At 69.4% G+C, this 16,508-nt stretch carries 14 protein-coding genes; 9 read left to right on the plus strand and 5 right to left on the minus strand.

What is annotated here, in order from left to right:
* The first annotated feature begins 53 nt into the window (after nucleotides 1-53).
* The 6 genes from O9280_RS07975 to O9280_RS08000 all read left to right on the plus strand — a co-directional run bounded on the left by O9280_RS07975 (nucleotide 54) and on the right by O9280_RS08000 (nucleotide 4,610).
* A complete protein-coding gene (locus O9280_RS07975) occupies nucleotides 54-752 on the plus strand; it encodes a hypothetical protein (RefSeq protein ID WP_298340958.1) in 699 nt (232 codons plus the stop codon).
* A 7-nt stretch (nucleotides 753-759) separates the two neighbouring features.
* Nucleotides 760-1,272 (plus strand): sigma-70 family RNA polymerase sigma factor, encoded by a 513-nt coding sequence (locus tag O9280_RS07980; RefSeq protein ID WP_298340960.1) that lies wholly within the window; start codon nucleotides 760-762, stop codon nucleotides 1,270-1,272.
* Nucleotides 1,265-1,636, plus strand: a complete 372-nt coding sequence (locus O9280_RS07985; RefSeq protein WP_298340962.1) for a hypothetical protein — start codon at nucleotides 1,265-1,267, stop codon at nucleotides 1,634-1,636. The genes O9280_RS07980 and O9280_RS07985 overlap by 8 nt, the downstream gene beginning before the upstream one ends.
* Nucleotides 1,637-1,712: 76 nt before the next feature.
* Entirely contained in the window at nucleotides 1,713-2,267 is a 555-nt protein-coding gene (gene ppa / locus O9280_RS07990; RefSeq protein ID WP_297866053.1) for an inorganic diphosphatase, read from the plus strand.
* Between the two features lie 154 nt (nucleotides 2,268-2,421).
* The gene (locus tag O9280_RS07995; RefSeq protein WP_298340964.1) at nucleotides 2,422-3,498 is read left to right on the plus strand and encodes an HDOD domain-containing protein; all 1,077 of its coding nucleotides are present in this window, start codon (nucleotides 2,422-2,424) and stop codon (nucleotides 3,496-3,498) included.
* A complete protein-coding gene (locus tag O9280_RS08000) occupies nucleotides 3,495-4,610 on the plus strand; it encodes an HDOD domain-containing protein (RefSeq protein ID WP_298340966.1) in 1,116 nt (371 codons plus the stop codon). The genes O9280_RS07995 and O9280_RS08000 overlap by 4 nt, the downstream gene beginning before the upstream one ends.
* A 7-nt stretch (nucleotides 4,611-4,617) precedes the next feature.
* On the opposite strand, the gene O9280_RS08005 is transcribed toward O9280_RS08000, so the two are convergent.
* Nucleotides 4,618-5,121, minus strand: coding sequence for a fasciclin domain-containing protein (locus O9280_RS08005; RefSeq protein ID WP_298340968.1), 504 nt, complete (start codon nucleotides 5,119-5,121; stop codon nucleotides 4,618-4,620).
* A 185-nt stretch (nucleotides 5,122-5,306) separates the two neighbouring features.
* Here O9280_RS08005 and O9280_RS08010 point away from each other — a divergent pair, with 185 nt between their 5' ends.
* Nucleotides 5,307-6,179 (plus strand): protein-disulfide reductase DsbD domain-containing protein, encoded by an 873-nt coding sequence (locus O9280_RS08010; protein WP_298340970.1) that lies wholly within the window; start codon nucleotides 5,307-5,309, stop codon nucleotides 6,177-6,179.
* A gap of 31 nt (nucleotides 6,180-6,210) precedes the next feature.
* Nucleotides 6,211-6,813, plus strand: coding sequence for a thioredoxin family protein (locus O9280_RS08015; RefSeq protein ID WP_298340972.1), 603 nt, complete (start codon nucleotides 6,211-6,213; stop codon nucleotides 6,811-6,813).
* A gap of 34 nt (nucleotides 6,814-6,847) precedes the next feature.
* Here O9280_RS08015 and O9280_RS08020 read toward each other — a convergent pair whose 3' ends face one another.
* The 4 genes from O9280_RS08020 to O9280_RS08035 form a co-directional block, all read right to left on the minus strand.
* On the minus strand, nucleotides 6,848-8,167 hold the full coding sequence (locus O9280_RS08020) for a serine hydrolase (RefSeq protein WP_298340974.1): 1,320 nt from the start codon (nucleotides 8,165-8,167) through the stop codon (nucleotides 6,848-6,850).
* A gap of 10 nt (nucleotides 8,168-8,177) precedes the next feature.
* Nucleotides 8,178-9,674, minus strand: a complete 1,497-nt coding sequence (locus O9280_RS08025; RefSeq protein WP_298340976.1) for an MFS transporter — start codon at nucleotides 9,672-9,674, stop codon at nucleotides 8,178-8,180.
* 28 nt (nucleotides 9,675-9,702) lie between these two features.
* Nucleotides 9,703-10,914 carry a cation:proton antiporter gene (locus O9280_RS08030; protein ID WP_298340977.1) on the minus strand — a complete coding sequence of 404 codons (1,212 nt, stop codon included), beginning with the start codon at nucleotides 10,912-10,914 and terminating at the stop codon, nucleotides 9,703-9,705.
* A 105-nt stretch (nucleotides 10,915-11,019) separates the two neighbouring features.
* Complete coding sequence (locus O9280_RS08035; protein ID WP_298340979.1) at nucleotides 11,020-13,662, minus strand: TonB-dependent receptor; 2,643 nt, start codon at nucleotides 13,660-13,662, stop codon at nucleotides 11,020-11,022.
* 245 nt (nucleotides 13,663-13,907) lie between these two features.
* On the opposite strand from O9280_RS08035, the gene O9280_RS08040 reads away from it, so the two are divergent.
* Nucleotides 13,908-16,508 (plus strand): alpha-amylase family glycosyl hydrolase, encoded by a 2,601-nt coding sequence (locus O9280_RS08040; protein ID WP_298340981.1) that lies wholly within the window; start codon nucleotides 13,908-13,910, stop codon nucleotides 16,506-16,508.

The following is a 16,508-nucleotide window of genomic DNA, read 5'->3' on the forward strand; positions in this document are numbered from 1 at the left end:
AGAAATCCGCCGCTCGCGTGTAGAAGGGAAGACATCCCCACGCGAGCACACCCGTGTCCTACCCTGTTCCCGCACCCCGCTGCGCCAGCGCTCTCCTCGCCCTCGCACTGTCCGCCACGCTGCTGGCCGGCTGCCAGCCGGCCGCCGAGGCGCCAACACTGAGTACGCATGCCGTGCCGCCGGCGCGCGCGCAGGCGATCGTCGAGGCCATCAACAAGACGCTGATGCAGGGCGACGCGCCCCCGCTCGGCCGCGCCGAAGTGGCTGCACCCGGCACCCTCGTGGTGCGCGCGCCGTCCGGGATGCAGGCCTCGATCGCCTCGACCATCTCAGCGCTGCAGGGCGTCGAGGCTGCCGAGCCTGTGCAAGTGCAGGTCGAGGCGTGGTGGATCGGCAAGACCCCGGAGGCCGCTCCGTTGCCCGCCGAGCTCGCCGACGTGGCCAAGGCTCTGGGCGGCAATGCGAGCACCCTGCGCGTCCGCGACCATGTCCGACTCGGCGTCGCGGCCAGCGGGCGGTTGGCCAACGCGAACGGCGACGCGATGCTGATGAGCGTTCGAGCGGCGCCGGAGGGAGACACCTTCGTGCTTGGGCTGCGGATTGCCCAAGCGCGTGCGGATGTCGCACGCGTCGGAGGACCGCTGCACTACGACGGCGAGGTGCGCGTGGTCCCCGGCGAATTCACCGTGCTGACCTCGCGACCGGACGGCAGCGACGGCAGCGAATCGCTCGTGCTTCGACTCACCAACTGAGCCTCGGATGGCGCTCGATGATGCGCAGCTTGCCGCCTGCTACCGGCGTCTGGAACGGCCGCTGTACAACACGCTGTACCGGCTGCTTTGGGATCCGCAGGCCTGCATGGACGTGATGCACGACGCCTGTCTCGCGGTGTGGGCGAAGCGCGCAACGGTCGATGCGGCGCGCGTCGATGCGCTGGTCACCGCGGCGGCGCTGAATCTGGCGCGCAACGAGCGACGCTGGCAGTCGCTGCGGCACTGGCTGCCGTGGCGCGACGAATCCTTACCGGAACCGCTCGGCGAGGACAGCGCTCTGTCGAAAGCCGAAGCCACCGAACTGCGTGCCGCCCTCGCCGCCCTGCCCGAGCGCGAGCGCGAAGTGCTGGTGCTGGCCGAGTTCATGGGCCTTTCCACCGCGGAGATCGCAGAAGCGCTGGGTATCCCGCCCGGCACGGTCGGCTCGCGTCGCCACCATGCCGTGAAGAAGCTGGCGCAGCGCTACGCACCTGCCATCGGAGCCGCCCGAGATGCATGACTCGCCGACGCCCCTGCCCGCGCTACGATCGACGCTTCGCCGCAGTCTCGTTCCGCCGCCCGGCGGCAGCGCGCGGCTGGCCCAAGCCCTCGCCGCGGCAACGAACGGACCACGCGCTTCTCGCCTCCGTCCTGCTCTGGCGGCCGCCGCAGCGCTCGCGATGGTCGCGGTCACGACCCTGCCGCTGCGCACCGCCGTCGAGCGCCACGAAGCCCGGCAGCAGATGGAGGTGCGCCTCGTCGCCGCCGTCGCCGAGGCCGGCCGCCTCGGCCCCGAGGTCCGCATCCACGGCGCAAGCGTGCAGCGGCTGCCCAGCAGGGTGCCGGGCGTCCGGGTCTACCGCGTCGAGCCGCAAAGTCCCTGAGAGCGGCCCCGAGCCCGGATTCAGCGCCCGTGGGGTATCCTCCGCGGCCTCTTTCCGACCCCTCCCGAGAACCGCCATGGGCCTGAGCCTCGTCCCGACCGGCCGCGACGTGCCGAACGAAATCAACGTCATCATCGAGATCCCGAAGGACGCCGAGCCGGTGAAGTACGAGGTCGACAAGGAGACCGGCGCGATCTTCGTCGACCGCATCCTCTCGACCCCGATGCGCTACCCGTGCAACTACGGCTATGTGCCGCACACCCTGTGCGGCGACGGCGACCCGGTCGACGTGCTGGTGATCCTGCCGCTGGCCCTGGTGCCGGGCTCGGTGATCCGCTGCCGCCCGGTCGGCATGCTGAAGATGACCGACGAGGCCGGTGAGGACACCAAGCTGGTCGCCGTGCCGGTGCCGAAGGTGTTCAAGGGCTACGAGCACATCACCGACATCGCCCAGGTCTCGCAGCACTGGCTGGAGCGCATCGGCCACTTCTTCGAGCACTACAAGGACCTCGAGAAGGGCAAGTGGGTCAAGCTCGAGGGCTGGGAGGGCAAGGACGCGGCCATCAAGGAAATCGTCGACGGCATCGCGCGCTTCAACGCCGTTCCGGACGACGAGAAGCCGGCTTTCTGATCGGCCGACCGCCTTCGCTCCCTCCCCGGACCCCGGCCCCGTGCCGGGGTTCGCGTTTTGTGGCCGAGCGCAGCGACGCCGGGGGCGGCCGGGCGTATCCTCCATCGCATCAGGCCCGCGCCGTCGCGGGCCGCATCCCGGAAGGAGCCCGTCCATGTTCGTCCTGATCGTCGGCCATGATCTCGAGCGCAGCGCGGACCTTTCCGCCACGCTGACGGCCCTCGGCCTCGACTGGACCGTGAAGTGGGTGGGCGAAGCCGCCGAGGCGCAGGCCCTGCTGGAAGGCCGCGGCGTCGACGTCTTGGCCGTCGATGGCGGTGAAGCCCGCGGCATCGACGTGCTGCGCCGCGCCCGCGAGAAGAACCCCACGGCCGTGCGGCTGCTGCTGCTGCCGCCGGGCGCCGAACCCAGCGCCGCCGCCATCGACATCGCGCACCGCCATCTGGGCCTACCGCTGCAGGCGAACGCGATGGTCGATGCCGTCGAGGGCATCGGCGAACTGTTCGAGGTGCTCGACAACCCCGACCTGAAGTCGAAGGTCGGCGCCATCGCGCAGCTGCCGCCGTCGCCGGAAAGCTACCTCGCCATCTCGAAGGCGCTGGCCGACCCGAATGTCGGTGCCGCGCAGGTGGTGTCGATGCTGACCAAGGACCCGGCGCTGGTCGCCAAGGTGCTGCGCGTCTGCAACTCGGCGTTCTTCTCCGGCGGCCGGCCAGTGGCCGACCTGAAGGCTGCGGTCGTCCGCCTGGGTCTTGAGACGCTGCGCCGCGTGGTGCTCGCCGCCGAGGCGCTGTCGGCGAACAACGGCCCCGACGCCGAGACGGTGCGTCGCCGGGCCTTCTTCGCTTCGCAGCTGGCCGCGCGCCTGCTGCCGGGCCCGAGCGCGGAAATGGCCGCCACGGCCGCGATGCTCGCCGAACTCGGCCGACTGCTGCCGGGCTTCAAGGACGCCTACGGCAAGGACGGCCACGCCAGCTATGCCGACGCCGGCGCTTGGCTGCTGGGGCTCTGGGGCCTGCCGATGCCGATCGTCGAAGGCGTGGCCTTCCACCTCGAACCGACGCGCAGCCGCCAGCGCGGCTTCTGGATTCCCGGCGCCGTCCACGTGGCGCACGCCCTCGTGGGCAGCATCCCGTTCGACGAGGCCTGGCTCGACGCCAGCGGCCTGCGCGACAAGCTGCCCGAGTGGCAGCGCATCCACCAGAAGCTGGCGGACGCCGAAAGCGCATGAGCCTGCGCGTCGCGCTGGTCGACCATCCCGACCAGCACGGCGACCTGCGCCGCCTCGCCGCCGAACTGCCGCGCGAGTGGGTCGTCATCGACGGCCTGCGCCCCGAACAGCTGCTGGAAGATGCCGCCTTGGGCGGCATCGATGCGGTTTTCACCAGCGCCGACCCCGGCGCGATCGATGGCGCCACCCTGCTCCAACGCCTGCAGCGGGTCTGCCCGGAAGCGCTGCGCGTGCTGGTGCTTCCCACAGGCTTCGATCCGCGGCGAAGCGAGCGCCTCGCCGCTGAACCCGCCGTTCAACAGGTGGTGTCGGCGCCCTTCGAAGCCAGCACGGTGCGCGCCGCGATGCGTCGCGTGCTCACCGTGCGGAGCCTGCTGCGCGATCCGGACCTGCGGTCCGAGCTCGGCCAGGTCGAGCGCCTGCCCGCCTCGCCAAGCGCCTACCTGAGCCTGCGCATGGTCGTGGCGGACGACAACGCCGGGACCGACGAGGCCGTGCAGGTGCTGCGGCGTGATCCGGTGCTCGCGGCCCGGGTGCTGCGCGTGGCGAACTCGGCGCTGTACTCGCGCGGCCGACCGATCCTCGATCTCACCGTGGCGACCCAGCGCCTCGGCCTGCAAACCCTCGTGCAGCTCGTGCTGGCCAGCGAAGTGTTCAGCCGTCTCGGCGACGGCGATGGTCAAGCGGCGCAGACGCGCGCGCTGCTGGCGTCGACCTTGGCCATGCGCATCGCGGCGACGCCGCGCGACGCGGGGCTCGCCGGCAGCGCGGCACTGCTCGCCGATCTCGGGCGGCAGCTGCCCGGTTCGCTGTTGAACGCACCGCCCCATCCCAGCGAACTCTGGCAAGTAGCGCCGCGAGTGACCTTGCTGGGCGCGGGCCTGATGGCGCTGTGGGGCCTGCCGATGGAAATGGTGGAAGCCGTCGCCTTCCACCACGCGCCGGGACGGCTCGCCGGACGCGGTCTCGATGTGGTGGGCACGACGCATATTGCCCGCGCGCTCGTCGGCGACATCGCGCTCGACGAGGCATGGGTGGAGTCCTCCGGGCTCGCGCCACGCATGGCGGCATGGCGCGAGTTGGCGGATCGCCTGATGGCCGAAGCGGCCTGAGAGGCGCTTACTCCGGCAGCATCACCGTGTCGATCACGTGGATCACGCCATTGCTGGCGGCCACGTCGGTGGCGGTGATCGTCGCGCCGTCGATGGTGACGGTGCTGCCGCTGACATTGATGTCGGCATCGGCGCCGTTCACCGTCGTGGCCTTGTCGAGCTTCACCGCGTCGGCGGCAAGCACCTTACCCGCCACCACGTGGTAGGTGAGGATCGCGGCGAGCTTGGCCTTGTTCTCCGGCTTCAGCAGGTCTTCGAGCGTGCCGGCCGGCAGCTTGGCGAAGGCTTCGTCGGTCGGCGCGAACACCGTGAACGGGCCGGGGCCGCTGAGCGTCTCGACGAGGCCGGCGGCCTTGACCGCAGCGACGAGGGTTTCGAAATCGGCGTTGGCCGCGGCGACGTCGACGATGGTGCCCGGCGCCTTCTCGCCATGGTTGTGGGCGACGGCCGGCGTGGCGACGGCGGCGGCCACGGCGAGGGTGAGCAGCGAACGGTGCGCGAACGAGAGCATGGACGACTCCTGGGGATTGGGGGACGTGCGAAGTGCACGTGGCACACCTTGCCGAAGCCCCCGTCGGGCTGGCGTGCGTTTCGCGTGCAGGTGTTGTCGCGGCCCGGTGGCGACGGAGTGACGGCCAGACGTGCACGCGCGCTTCACTGCGAATGACGACGCTGTGCGCTCCGATGCAGCGACCCGTGCCGACCGCCACCGTGCCGCGCCTTCCTCTCGCCTCATTGATGGGCTTTGCCGCGAGCTTCGCCATCGCGTCGCTGTCGTCGCCCGCCACCGCGATGACGCCGACGCTCAACGCCCGCGTCGCGCTGGTCGCCGACCACGCCAGCGTGGTGCCGGGCCAGTCCTTCAAGGCCGGCCTTCGCATCGTCCACGACAAGGGCTGGCATACGTACTGGGCGAACCCCGGCGATTCCGGCCTGCCCACGCGCTTCGACTGGACACTCCCCGCAGGCGCCAGCGCCGGCGCGATCGAATGGCCACTGCCGGAACGCCTGCTCGCCAGCGGACTCACCAACTTCGGCTACAGCGATGCGCTGCTTCTGCCCGCCACGCTGCGCGTGCCGACGGATGCCGTCGCCGGCTCGCGCTTCCGCGCCACGCTGCGCGCGCGCTGGTTGATCTGCGAGGAAGCCTGCATTCCCGACGAGGCCACGCTGACGCTCGACCTGCCCATCGAAGCCGCGCCGCGCGCGTCCGTTGATGCGGCGGATTTCGAAGCGACCGCCGCGCGCGTGCCGGCGGCGCCCCATGCACCGAGCGGCCACAGCTGGCGCGACGCCACCCACGTCGCGACGCAGATCGACGAGGCCGACGCGATGCTGCGCGGCGCGACGCGCATCGAGGTGTTCCCGCTCACGCCGCAGATCGTCACGTCCACGCGCATCGACGCCCGCTTGGGTCCCGACGGTGCCTTGCGTTTCCGCCACCCCGCCAGCGAGTACTTCGACCGCATGCCGCCCCGCGTCGACTGGGTGATCGGCGCGCGGGGCGAAGACGGCCGATGGCGCGCCCTCCAGGTCTCGCTGCCGGCGGAAGACGCGCGCACCCCTTGATCCGATCCATCCACCACCACGGAGCACTGCCATGAAGACCCTTCTCGCCGCCTCGCTCGGCACCGCGCTCGCCTTCGCCGGCAGCCTCCACGCCGCCGCCACCGTCGGCCAGCCCGCCCCCGCCTTCACCCTGACGGACACGAAGGGCACCACGCATTCGCTCGCCGACTTCGCGGGCAAGACCGTGGTGCTGGAGTGGTTCAACCACGAGTGCCCGTTCGTGAAGAAGCACTACGGCGCGGGCAACATGCAGCGGCAGCAGGCCGCGGCGACCGGCAAGGGCGTGGTGTGGCTGACCATCAACTCCTCGGCGGCGGGCAAGCAGGGCCACGTCAACGCCGAGCAGGCCAACGCCATCCTTGGCGAGTGGAAGGCCAGCCCCACCGCCTTCCTGCTCGACCACGACGGCACGGTCGGCCAGGCCTACGGCGCGAAGACCACGCCGCACATGTACGTGATCGATGGCGAAGGCGTGCTGCGCTACAACGGCGCGATCGACTCGAACCCCAGCGCCGACCCGGCCGACATCCCGGGTTCCACGCAGTACGTCGACGCCGCGCTGGGCGACCTTGCCGCGAACCGCGCGGTCGCTCGCGGCACCACGCAGCCCTACGGCTGCTCGGTGAAGTACTGATCGATCGAAGCGGGCGGTCGCCGCGGCGCGGCGATCAGCCCAGCCCCAGCACCGTGGGCAGGAAGGCCGCGCCGGCGCGATGCGGGCGCGGCCTTTCGCGTTCGGCCGCCAGCGCGGCGCGACCGAGGGCCGCGAGGAAGGGCCGGCTGACCGTGTCGTACTCGTAGCGGTCGTCGTTGAGCACACCGTCGGCATTGGCGTAAAGGTTCGCGCTCATCAGCACCTCGCCCTGCCCGTCGGCCTCGGTGAGCAGGGCGGTTTCGCCCTGGTGCCCGAAGGCTTCGCCGGTCTTGCCGAAGCTGCGGAAACCGCGGGGCGCGGCATTGCGATCGCCGACGACGAAGAACTTCGCGTAGCCGTCGCCGAACGCCGCCGGTGCATGCGTGCCGGTGGCAAGCAGCGGCGATTCGCGCGGGAACAAGCCGATGATGCGCAGCAGGGACAGCCGCGTCGTCGCGCTCAGCGCCCAGCGCTGCGAGCGCCGTGTCGCTTCCGGGAAAGCCAGCCGCAGCAGCATCGCGTGCGCGTCCTCGAGCGGCAGGAAATTCGCCGTGCTGAAATCGCGCGGCCCTGTTTCGATGCGGCCGCGATCGTCCTGCCAAGCCGCGCCCTTCAGCGCGCTGCCGAACGGGAATCGACGCGCCGCCGCGCGGCGTGCGTCCGAGGTCCAGCGCGGCACCCAGGCGAACTCGCCGTCCGGCCCGGTTTCCGGCGCCTCGATGCGCGAGGCCACGGTCTGCCGGTTCAATCGCGCGTCGGGCGAACCGAGCCGCGAGATCATTCGCACGTCGTCGAAGCCCAGTTCGGCGAGGCGCGCGTGGATCCGATCCGGGCCGAGCAGGTCGTAGAGCCGGTTGAACGGCACGTTCTCGCTGACCACGAGCAGGCGCCACAGCGTCTGCCACACCGGCTCGACCAGCGGCTCCGCGGCCTCCCAGTTGCCGCTGCGCGGCGCGCTCGCCAGCACCGTCCGCGCATTGAACCCGAGGTTCGCGGCTTCCAGCACTTCCGCCACCAGCAGCGCGATCGGGAGCTTCACCACGCTCGCCGCCGGGAACCAGCGCTGGCGCTGCACGCCGAAGGTCGCGGTCGCGAAGCGCGCGCTGCCATCCGCCTCGCGCTCGATGCGCGTCAGCGCAATCTGCACCTCGCGGCGCGGGTCGCGCAGCACCTCACGCTGTGCGGCCGGCAGGTGGGCGAACACGGCGTCGAACAGCGCCTGCGCTTCCGCGCCCTGCAACCGGCGATGGCGGCGGCCGGCCGGGGTCACGGCGGGCACCTGCGCGCGTAGCGGAGCGCCGAGGCCGAGCAGCCCCAGCGCGGCGAGGCCTTTCAGCAGGTCGCGGCGGTCCATGCGGCGGAGGCTAGTCGAGCTTGACGTTCAAGGCGAGCACGCCCGCCACCAGCATCGAGAAGCCGCCCATCACCAGCGCGAAGATCGGTTGGCCGTCGAAGAAGGTCGTCAGCACGAAGCCGAGGATGCTCGCGGCGACGAGCTGTGGGATCACGATGAAGAAATTGAAGATGCCCATGTAGACACCCATTTTCCCAGCCGGCAGGCAGTCGGCGAGCAGCGCATAGGGCAGCGACAGGATCGACGCCCACGCGAAGCCGACGCCGACCATGCTGAGCAGCAGCCACTGCGGATCGTCGATGAGGTAGAACGAGATCAGCCCGAGGCCGCCCAGCGACAGGTTGATCAGGTGCGATAGGCGCGCGCCGTAGCGCTTCACCATGAACGGGATCAGGATCGCCGCGATCGCCGCGAAGCCGTTGTACGCGGCGAACAGCACGCCCACCCAGTCGGCGCCGTCATTGTAGGCCCGCGACGTGGCGTCGGTCGCGCCGAAATGGACGGCCGTGACCGTGCTGTTGGTGTAGATCCACATCGCGAACAGCGCGAACCACGAGAAGAACTGCACGACCGCCAGCTGGCGCATGCGGTTCGGCATCGTGTAGAGGTCGTGCATGATCTCGCCGGCCATGCCGAAGGCACTTCCGGTGCCCAGCCACCACAGCAGCGCGCCGTAGACCGCGATGCCGACGCTGAGCACGTACAGATCGCGCTCGAGCCCGAAGCCGGTGATCGCCGCGGTCGCCGCCACGCCGAGCGCCAGCAGCAGCCGGCCCTGGGCACGCGCGCGCGCGCCGTCGATGGACGGGCTCGACGGGGCCGCGGCCGAGGTCGCGGGCGCATGCACGTCCGGCGGGTACTCGCGGCTGCCGACGATCGTCCACATCACCGCCGTGAACAGCACCACTGCGCCGGCGTAGAACGCGTAGCGCACGTTGTCAGGCACCACGCCTTCGGGTGCGGTGTTCGGCACGCCGGCGAGCGTGAGCAGCCACGGCAGCAGGCTCGCCACCACCGCGCCGATGCCGATGAAGAAACTCTGCATCGAGTAGCCGGTGGCGCGCTGACGCGGCGGCAGCTGGTCCGCCACGAAGGCGCGGAACGGCTCCATCGTGATGTTGATCGACGCGTCCAGCACCCACAGCAGGCCGGCGGCGATCCATAGCGCCGGCGAGTTCGGCATGGCGATCAGCGCAAGGCTCGACAGCACCGCGCCGATCAGGAAGTACGGCCGACGCCGACCCAGCAGCGGATGCCAAGTGCGATCGCTGAGGTAGCCGACGATCGGCTGCACCAGCAGGCCGGTCAGCGGCGCGGCGATCCACAGCATGGGGATGTCGTCCTTGGCGGCTCCGAGCGTCTCGAAGATGCGGCTGACGTTCGAGTTCTGCAGCGCGAAGCCGAACTGGATGCCCAGGAAGCCGAAGCACATGTTCCAGATCTGCCAGAACGACAGGGCCGGCCGGTCGTTCGCGGACGCGTGGGAAAGGGTGCCGCTGGATGCCATGGATCAGGACTCCTGTGGGTTGCGCCGGTCAGACGACCTGCGCTTTGTAGCCGAGCGCCGCGAGACGCTTGCCGACAATCGGGATGGTCAACATCGTGCTCGCCACCGCCATCAGCAGCAGCGCGGTGAATGCATCGGCGGAAATCAGCTGCTTGTCGAGCATGATGCTGGCGAAGATGATCATGATCAGCGCCTTGGTCTGCAGCAGCCAGCCGATGATCGAAGCCTCGCCCTTGGCCCAACCCAGCCATCGGCCGGCGAGGTGGGCCCCGAGCAGCTTGCCCCCCACCGAGGCGACGAGCAGCAGCGCAGCCACGCCGAGGACGGTGGCTCCGCCGGAATTGAAATCGGTGCGCAGCCCGGTGCTCAGGAAGAACACCGGCATGAACAGCATCAACACCCAATCGCGGGCCTGGTCGAGCACGTCGTGGCCGATCCACTCGTGGTCGATCACCACGCCAGCCATGAAAGCACCGACCATGAAGTGCAGGCCGCTCCACTCGCCGCCAAGCGCGCACAAGGCCAACCAGATCAACGCCACGCCCCAGCGGTCGCGCGGCGCGAGGCGTGGCATCAGTCGGTGCAGGGCCATCGACAGCAGGATGAAGACGACGAGGAACAGGGCCTGCCGTCCGAGCCGCACGGTGTCGAGCAGGATAAGCGCGAGCACCGCCCAGATGGCAATGTCGTCGAGGCTCGCATAGCGGAGGATCCGCTGCCCCAGCGCTTCGCGCAGGATGCCGAGCTTCTGCATGAAGAGGACGAGGATCGGCAGCGCGGTCACCGCGCAGGCCATGCCAATGCCGACGAGGGTCTGCCAGGCCTGCGCCTTCGGGCCCTGCAAGGCGGGCAACCACCACAGCGCGAGCGCGGCCGCCGCCGTGCTGGCGAGCATCGGCATGGCGAGGGCGAGCCCGGCGGTGACCAGGGTGTTGCGGCGGTCCGTCCAGGCGGCCTTCAAATCCAGCTCGATGCCGGCGAGGAAGACGAACAGCATCACCGCCCAGCCGGCGATGCCGTTGATGCCCTTGATGACCTCCGCGCTGAACACGTGGGCGTGCCACTCGGGTGCCATCGCACCGAGGAGGCCCGGCCCGAGGATGATCCCGGTGACGATCTGCACCACGACCAGCGGCGCCCAACGATCGGTCTTGAACACGCGCCAGACCAGCCAAGGCACGGTGAAGATGATCACCAGGGTCAGCAGGAAGCACTCTTTCGGATTGAGGGCGTGGAACATGCTTCGAAGTCTTGGCGACGGCTTGGCCACGAGGGTGGCGCGCCATCGGGGCGAAAAAAAGCCCCCGGCGGTACGGGACCGGCCGGGGGCGGGAAGCCAGAAGGCTTAGAACTTGTAGCTGATGCCGAGCAGGGCGTTGTTGCCGTAATCCTCGTATTGGCCGGGGAGTTCCGGGCCGCCGAGGTTCGTGGTGAACGGCTCGTCGGTCAGGTTGGCGATCTGGAACAGGATGCCGAGGTTTTTCAGCGGCCCCTCCTGCACCGTGTAGCTGATCTGCAGGTCGACGATTTCCTCGCTACCGATGGTCGGGAACACCGGCTCCAGGAAGACGTTGATGCCCTCACCCACATAGGCCGAACGCGTGCGGCGGGTGGCGCGGACGCCCCAGCCGAAGCGCTCCCAGTACAGCGTCAGGTTCGAGGTGTAGCGCGACAGGCCGGGGATTTCCGACAGGCCCAGCAGCGAAGGATCGATGCTGGTGCGGGTGTCGGTGTAGCTGGCCTGCGCACCGAAGCCCTCGAGTGGCGCCCAGATCATGTCGAAGGGCACCGAGACGGCGAACTCCCAACCGGCCATCAAGCCACCCTCGGCGTTGACCGGGCGGGTGTAGATGCCGATGTTCGACGCCGGCAACTGGGTGACACCGTCCGGGATCGGCAGACCGGTGAAGTCATCGGCCACCGGTTGGCGGGCGATGTAGTTCTTCAGATCCTTGAAGAAAAACGCCGCCGAGACATAGGCCTTGCCGCCGAAGTACTTCTCATAGCTGATGTCGAATGCGTTGGCGATCCACGGACGCAGAGTCGGGTTGCCGCCGCTGGCCTCCCAGCGCGCACCACCCGGTGCCGTCTGGTTGACCCCGTAGCCGAAACCGGCCGAGAGATCGTCCATACGGGGGCGCGCCGCCTGGCGGGCCAGCGCCGTGCGCAGGATCTGCTCGCTCGGCAGTTCGAAGATCAGGTTGAGGCTCGGCAGTACTTCCGTGTAAGTCTCGTTCACCGAGAAGGGCGAGCCGAGGTTGTTGCCGTTGTAGGTGATGCGACCGAAGCCGGTCTGATCGGCGCGGATGGCCTGCACGCCCACGTTGCCGCGGAACGGCACGCTGCCGAGGTCGCCACTCAGGTTCGCCTGGATGTACAGCGTGGTCAGGTCTTCCTCGACGCCAAAGCTCTTGCGCGCGCCGCCGAAGTCGGCATCGCGGTTCAGACGGTCATAGTTGACGCTGTTGGGGTTGAAGGTCGGCAGGAAGGGAATGCCGAAGAAGCCGAAACCAAAGCTGCCGCCTGTCGGGTATGGCGCAGACTGGTTCGACAGCGAGCAGGAGTTGATGCAGAGGCGGTCTTCGGTGGCGAAGCGCTCCTTCTCGCGGGTCGTGTAATTCAGGCCGAACTCGAGGCTGCTGATCACGCCACTCTCGAACGAACGCTCGAGCTCGAAGCGGGCCTGGCTGAGCTTGTCTTCGGTGCTGTAAGGCTTGTCGAAACCATCGCCGCCCCAGCCACCGATGTCGCGCAGGCGCAGGATCGACGGGTCGTTGAAGTCGAGGCCATACGTCATGTCGTACCAGCCGCCCGGATTGAGGGTGGTGGTCAGCGTCGTGCTCGTGCCGGGCGCGAAACCGGCATTGCTCTCGAAGTTGCGACCGTCACGCTCCGCGGTGGAGCGGCTGAGATCGGCCGTGAGCTTCCAGTCCTCGTCGATGGTCCACTCGTGGTTCCAACCGAAGGAGAGCAGGTCGTCCTCGTTGGCGTAGATGTCGGTGCGGAAGACCGGGGTGGCACCTGTCCAGGTGGTCGTCGTGCCGTTGCGGACGGGGTTCGGCGCGGTCAGGTAGCCGCCACCGCCGAGGCCGATTTCGATGCCGCGCTGGTTGGTGGTCACGTCGAACTGGGAGTAGTAGACATCGAACGAACCGCGATGGGCGTCGTTCGGTCGGTACTCGAGCGCGGCATTGAAGCCTTCTCGGACCGAGTCGGTGATGCGGCTCTGGATGGTGGAACCGCCGATCAGGCCGGTACCGTCATAGCCCCATGCACGCCAGCCGTTCGATTGGCCCGGGGAGTTCTGGTACGCGTAACCCAGCACGAGGCCGAGGGTGCGCGCATCGTTCTGGTCGACGTAGCTGAGGCTGCCGCGCTCGCCGGTGATCTTCGAGTCCTCGAGGCGGTTCTGGTCCGCTCGCACGTTGAACGCGATAACGCGCTCGCTGAAGTCGAGCGGGCGGATGGTCTGCAGGTCGATGGTGCCGGTGAGGCCCTGGCCGACCATGCTCGCGCTCGGGGTCTTCGCGACCACGACCTGCTTGAGCAGCTCGGACGGGTACTGGTCGAACTCGACGCCACGGTTCACGCCCATGCTGACCTGCTCGCGGCCGTTCAGCGTGGTGGTGTGGAAGTCACCCGAGAGGCCACGGATGTTGATGTCGGTGGCACGGCCGCGCACGCGCTGGGCGGTCACGCCCGGCAGGCGCGCCAGCGAGTCGGCGATCGACATGTCCGGCAGCTTGCCGATGTCTTCTGCCGAGACCGCCTCGACGATGCTCGAGGAATCGCGCTTCGTATCTATGGCGTTCTCGATGCCGGCCACGATGCCCGAACGGACTTCGACGGCGTCGAGTTGCTTCGCCTCTTCGGACTTGGCCTCTTCCTCATCGTCGGCCTGTGCGGCCTGCGCTTGGGCGTTCGCCGCCATGGCCATGATGGCCGACGCGAGCGCCACGCTCAGCATGTCGCGCTTGAGATTCAACATTCCCGTCTCCTGACACTGGCTGGAATAGAGCAACGCCTTTCGGCGCGGTCATTCGTGGCAGCCCGAATCAGGCTCGCGTCACGATTTATTCATGTTAGTGCTGGGGCTCCAAACACGCGCTTTGCTGCATACGTATTCATGGACTTTTAACGTCTTTACTCGGTGCGACACTGGTTCTAGCCCGCCGCAGGACGCTCGCCATGCCCGCCTTCACGCGCTTTGTGAAGAACGCTCCCCGCTTTCGCATGGCCCCCCGTTCGCAACGGGCGCGTTGGGGCTGGGCCTTGGTGACTTGGCTTCTCGCCGGCGCAGCGGCCGCCGAGACCCCCAAGACCCAATCGGTCGACTGGCGCGACCAGGTCCTCTACTTCGCGATGATCGACCGCTTCGCCGATGGCGACACCTCGAACAACGACCAGAACGCTGGCGTGTTCGACCCAGCGGACGGCAGCAAGTACAGCGGCGGCGACCTCCGGGGCATCACCCAGCGGCTCGACTACATCGAAGGGCTCGGCGTCACGGGGCTCTGGATCACCCCCCCGGTGGCCAACCAGTGGTGGGACGAGGAAGCCCGCTTCTCGGGCTACCACGGCTACTGGGCCAGCGATTTCTCGGCGGTGGACGCCCACTACGGCACGCTCGACGACTATGTGGCGCTGGGGCAAGCCTTGGATGGGCGGCGCATGACCCTGGTGCAGGACATCGTGGTCAACCACATGGGCAACTTCTTCGCCTACGACGACTGGCGCGAAGGCGAACCCGCGCACTCTTGGCGCCGCACCCGCGGCAGCCGGCCCATGGACCGTCCCACGCAGTGGCCGTTCTCGCAAAACGATCCGAACGACCCGGCGCAGCGCGCGCTGTCGGTCTACCACTGGACCCCGCCGGTCCGCGATTACACGAACAAGGTGCAGGAACTGACCTTCCAGATGGCCGGGCTGGACGACCTCGACACCTCGAGCCCGGTGGTACGGCGCGCGCTCCGCAAGAGCTTCGGCGACTGGATCACCAAGGTGGGCGTGGACGGCTTCCGCGTGGACACCGCGTTCTATGTCGAGTCCGAGTTCTTCCCGGATTTCCAGCATTCCGAGGACCCGGAGGCACCCGGCGTGCTGCGCGTGGCGGCGGCGCAGGGCAACCCGCGCTTCCACCTGTTCGGCGAGGGCTTCGGCATCGACAAGCCTTTCGAAGACGTGCAGATGCGCAAGATCGACGCCTACCAGCGCGTCGAAGGTGGCATCCCGGCGATGATCCAGTTCCCGATGTACGGGACCTTCGGCGATGTCTTCGCCCGCGGGCACGCCCCCGCCGAGCTGGCCTGGCGCATCGAGCGCACGCTCGCCGTTCATGCCGACCCGTGGCGCATGCCCACCTTCATCGACAACCACGACGTCGACCGCTTCCTCGCCGGGGCCGGCGAGCCAGCGCTGAAGCAGGCCCTGCTGGCCATGCTCACCCTGCCCGGCATCCCGGTCCTCTACTACGGCACCGAGCAGGGTTTCCGCGCCCAGCGCGATGCCATGTTCGCCACGGGCTTCGGCAGCGGCGGGCGCGACCATTTCGACACCGCGCACCCGCTGTACCGGCAGATCGCCGCGATGGTGAACCTGCGCCGTGCGCATCCGGCGCTGTCCCGTGCCCGGCCCGAGATCCTCGCCGCCGACGGTGCCGGGCCGGGCGTGGTCGCCTGGGCGATGCAGGGCGATGCCGAAGCCGGCAGCACCGACGGCGACCGGCTGGTGGTGATGCTCAACACCGCCGAGGACCGCCGCCTGCTCGACCTCGACGGCTTGCCCGCCGGCGCGCGACTGGTGCCCCTGCTCGCCCTCGACGGCGAGGGCCCGGTGCTCCAGGCCGGTGCCGACGGACGCGTGCTGGGCGAGCTGCCGGCCCGCGCCGGCGGGGTCTGGCGCGTGGAACTGGCTCCGCACAAGGCACCGACCGCATCAACGCCCACAGCCCCGACCCTCGACCCAGTGCTGGCCGTGGCGGACGGCGACCTCGTGCTCACCGGCACCTTGCCGCCAGGCCTCGACGGACTGCTCGTCGTGGACGGCGACCTGCGGCGCGCGCAACGCCTGATCGCCGATGCCGAGGGGCGCTGGCGCGAGACGGTTCCGACCGACGACTTCATCGACCCGAAGGCCACGCACCGCGTGGTGGTGCTGGCCGGCGACGGCCTCGCCTCGCCGGGCCAGACCTTCCGCGTGGAGCGCGACTGGGCACTGCTCGCCGAAGCCACCGATCCGGAAGGCGACGACGCCGGCCCCGAGGGCCGCTACCGCTACCCCACCGACCCCAGCTACGCCGACGAAGCCAGCATGGATCTGCGCGGGATGCGGGTGTTCGGCTCCGGCGGCGCCTTGGCGATCGAACTGACGATGGGCGAGGTGCTGGACAGTTGGAACCCCGCGAACGGCTTCGACCACGTGGCCTTCTCGATCTTCCTCTCGCTGCCCGGCCGCAGCGACGGCGCGACGGCGATGCCCGGCCAGAACGCGGCCCTGCCCGAGGGCCGACGCTGGCAGGTACGCCTACGCACGCATGGCTGGAGCAACGCGGCGTTCACCGCCGAAGGTGCCGACGCGGACCGCGACGGCACGCCGCTGGTGCCGGGCGCGCGCATCGCCGTCGACCAGGCGCGGAAGCTCGTGCGCTTCGAGTTTCCGGCCGCAGCGCTCGGCCACCCGGCCGACCTCTCGGGGCTCGTGGTGCATGCCACGACCTGGGACTGGGACGGCGGCTGGCGCGGCCTCACGCCCGAGGGCGGTGGGCACACGATGGGCGGCGGTGACGGCGCGAGCGATCCGCGGGTGATGGACGCGATGACGATGAGCGTCGACTGA

The sequence above is a fragment of the Silanimonas sp. genome (assembly GCF_027531545.1).
Taxonomy (GTDB): Bacteria; Pseudomonadota; Gammaproteobacteria; order Xanthomonadales; family Xanthomonadaceae; genus Silanimonas.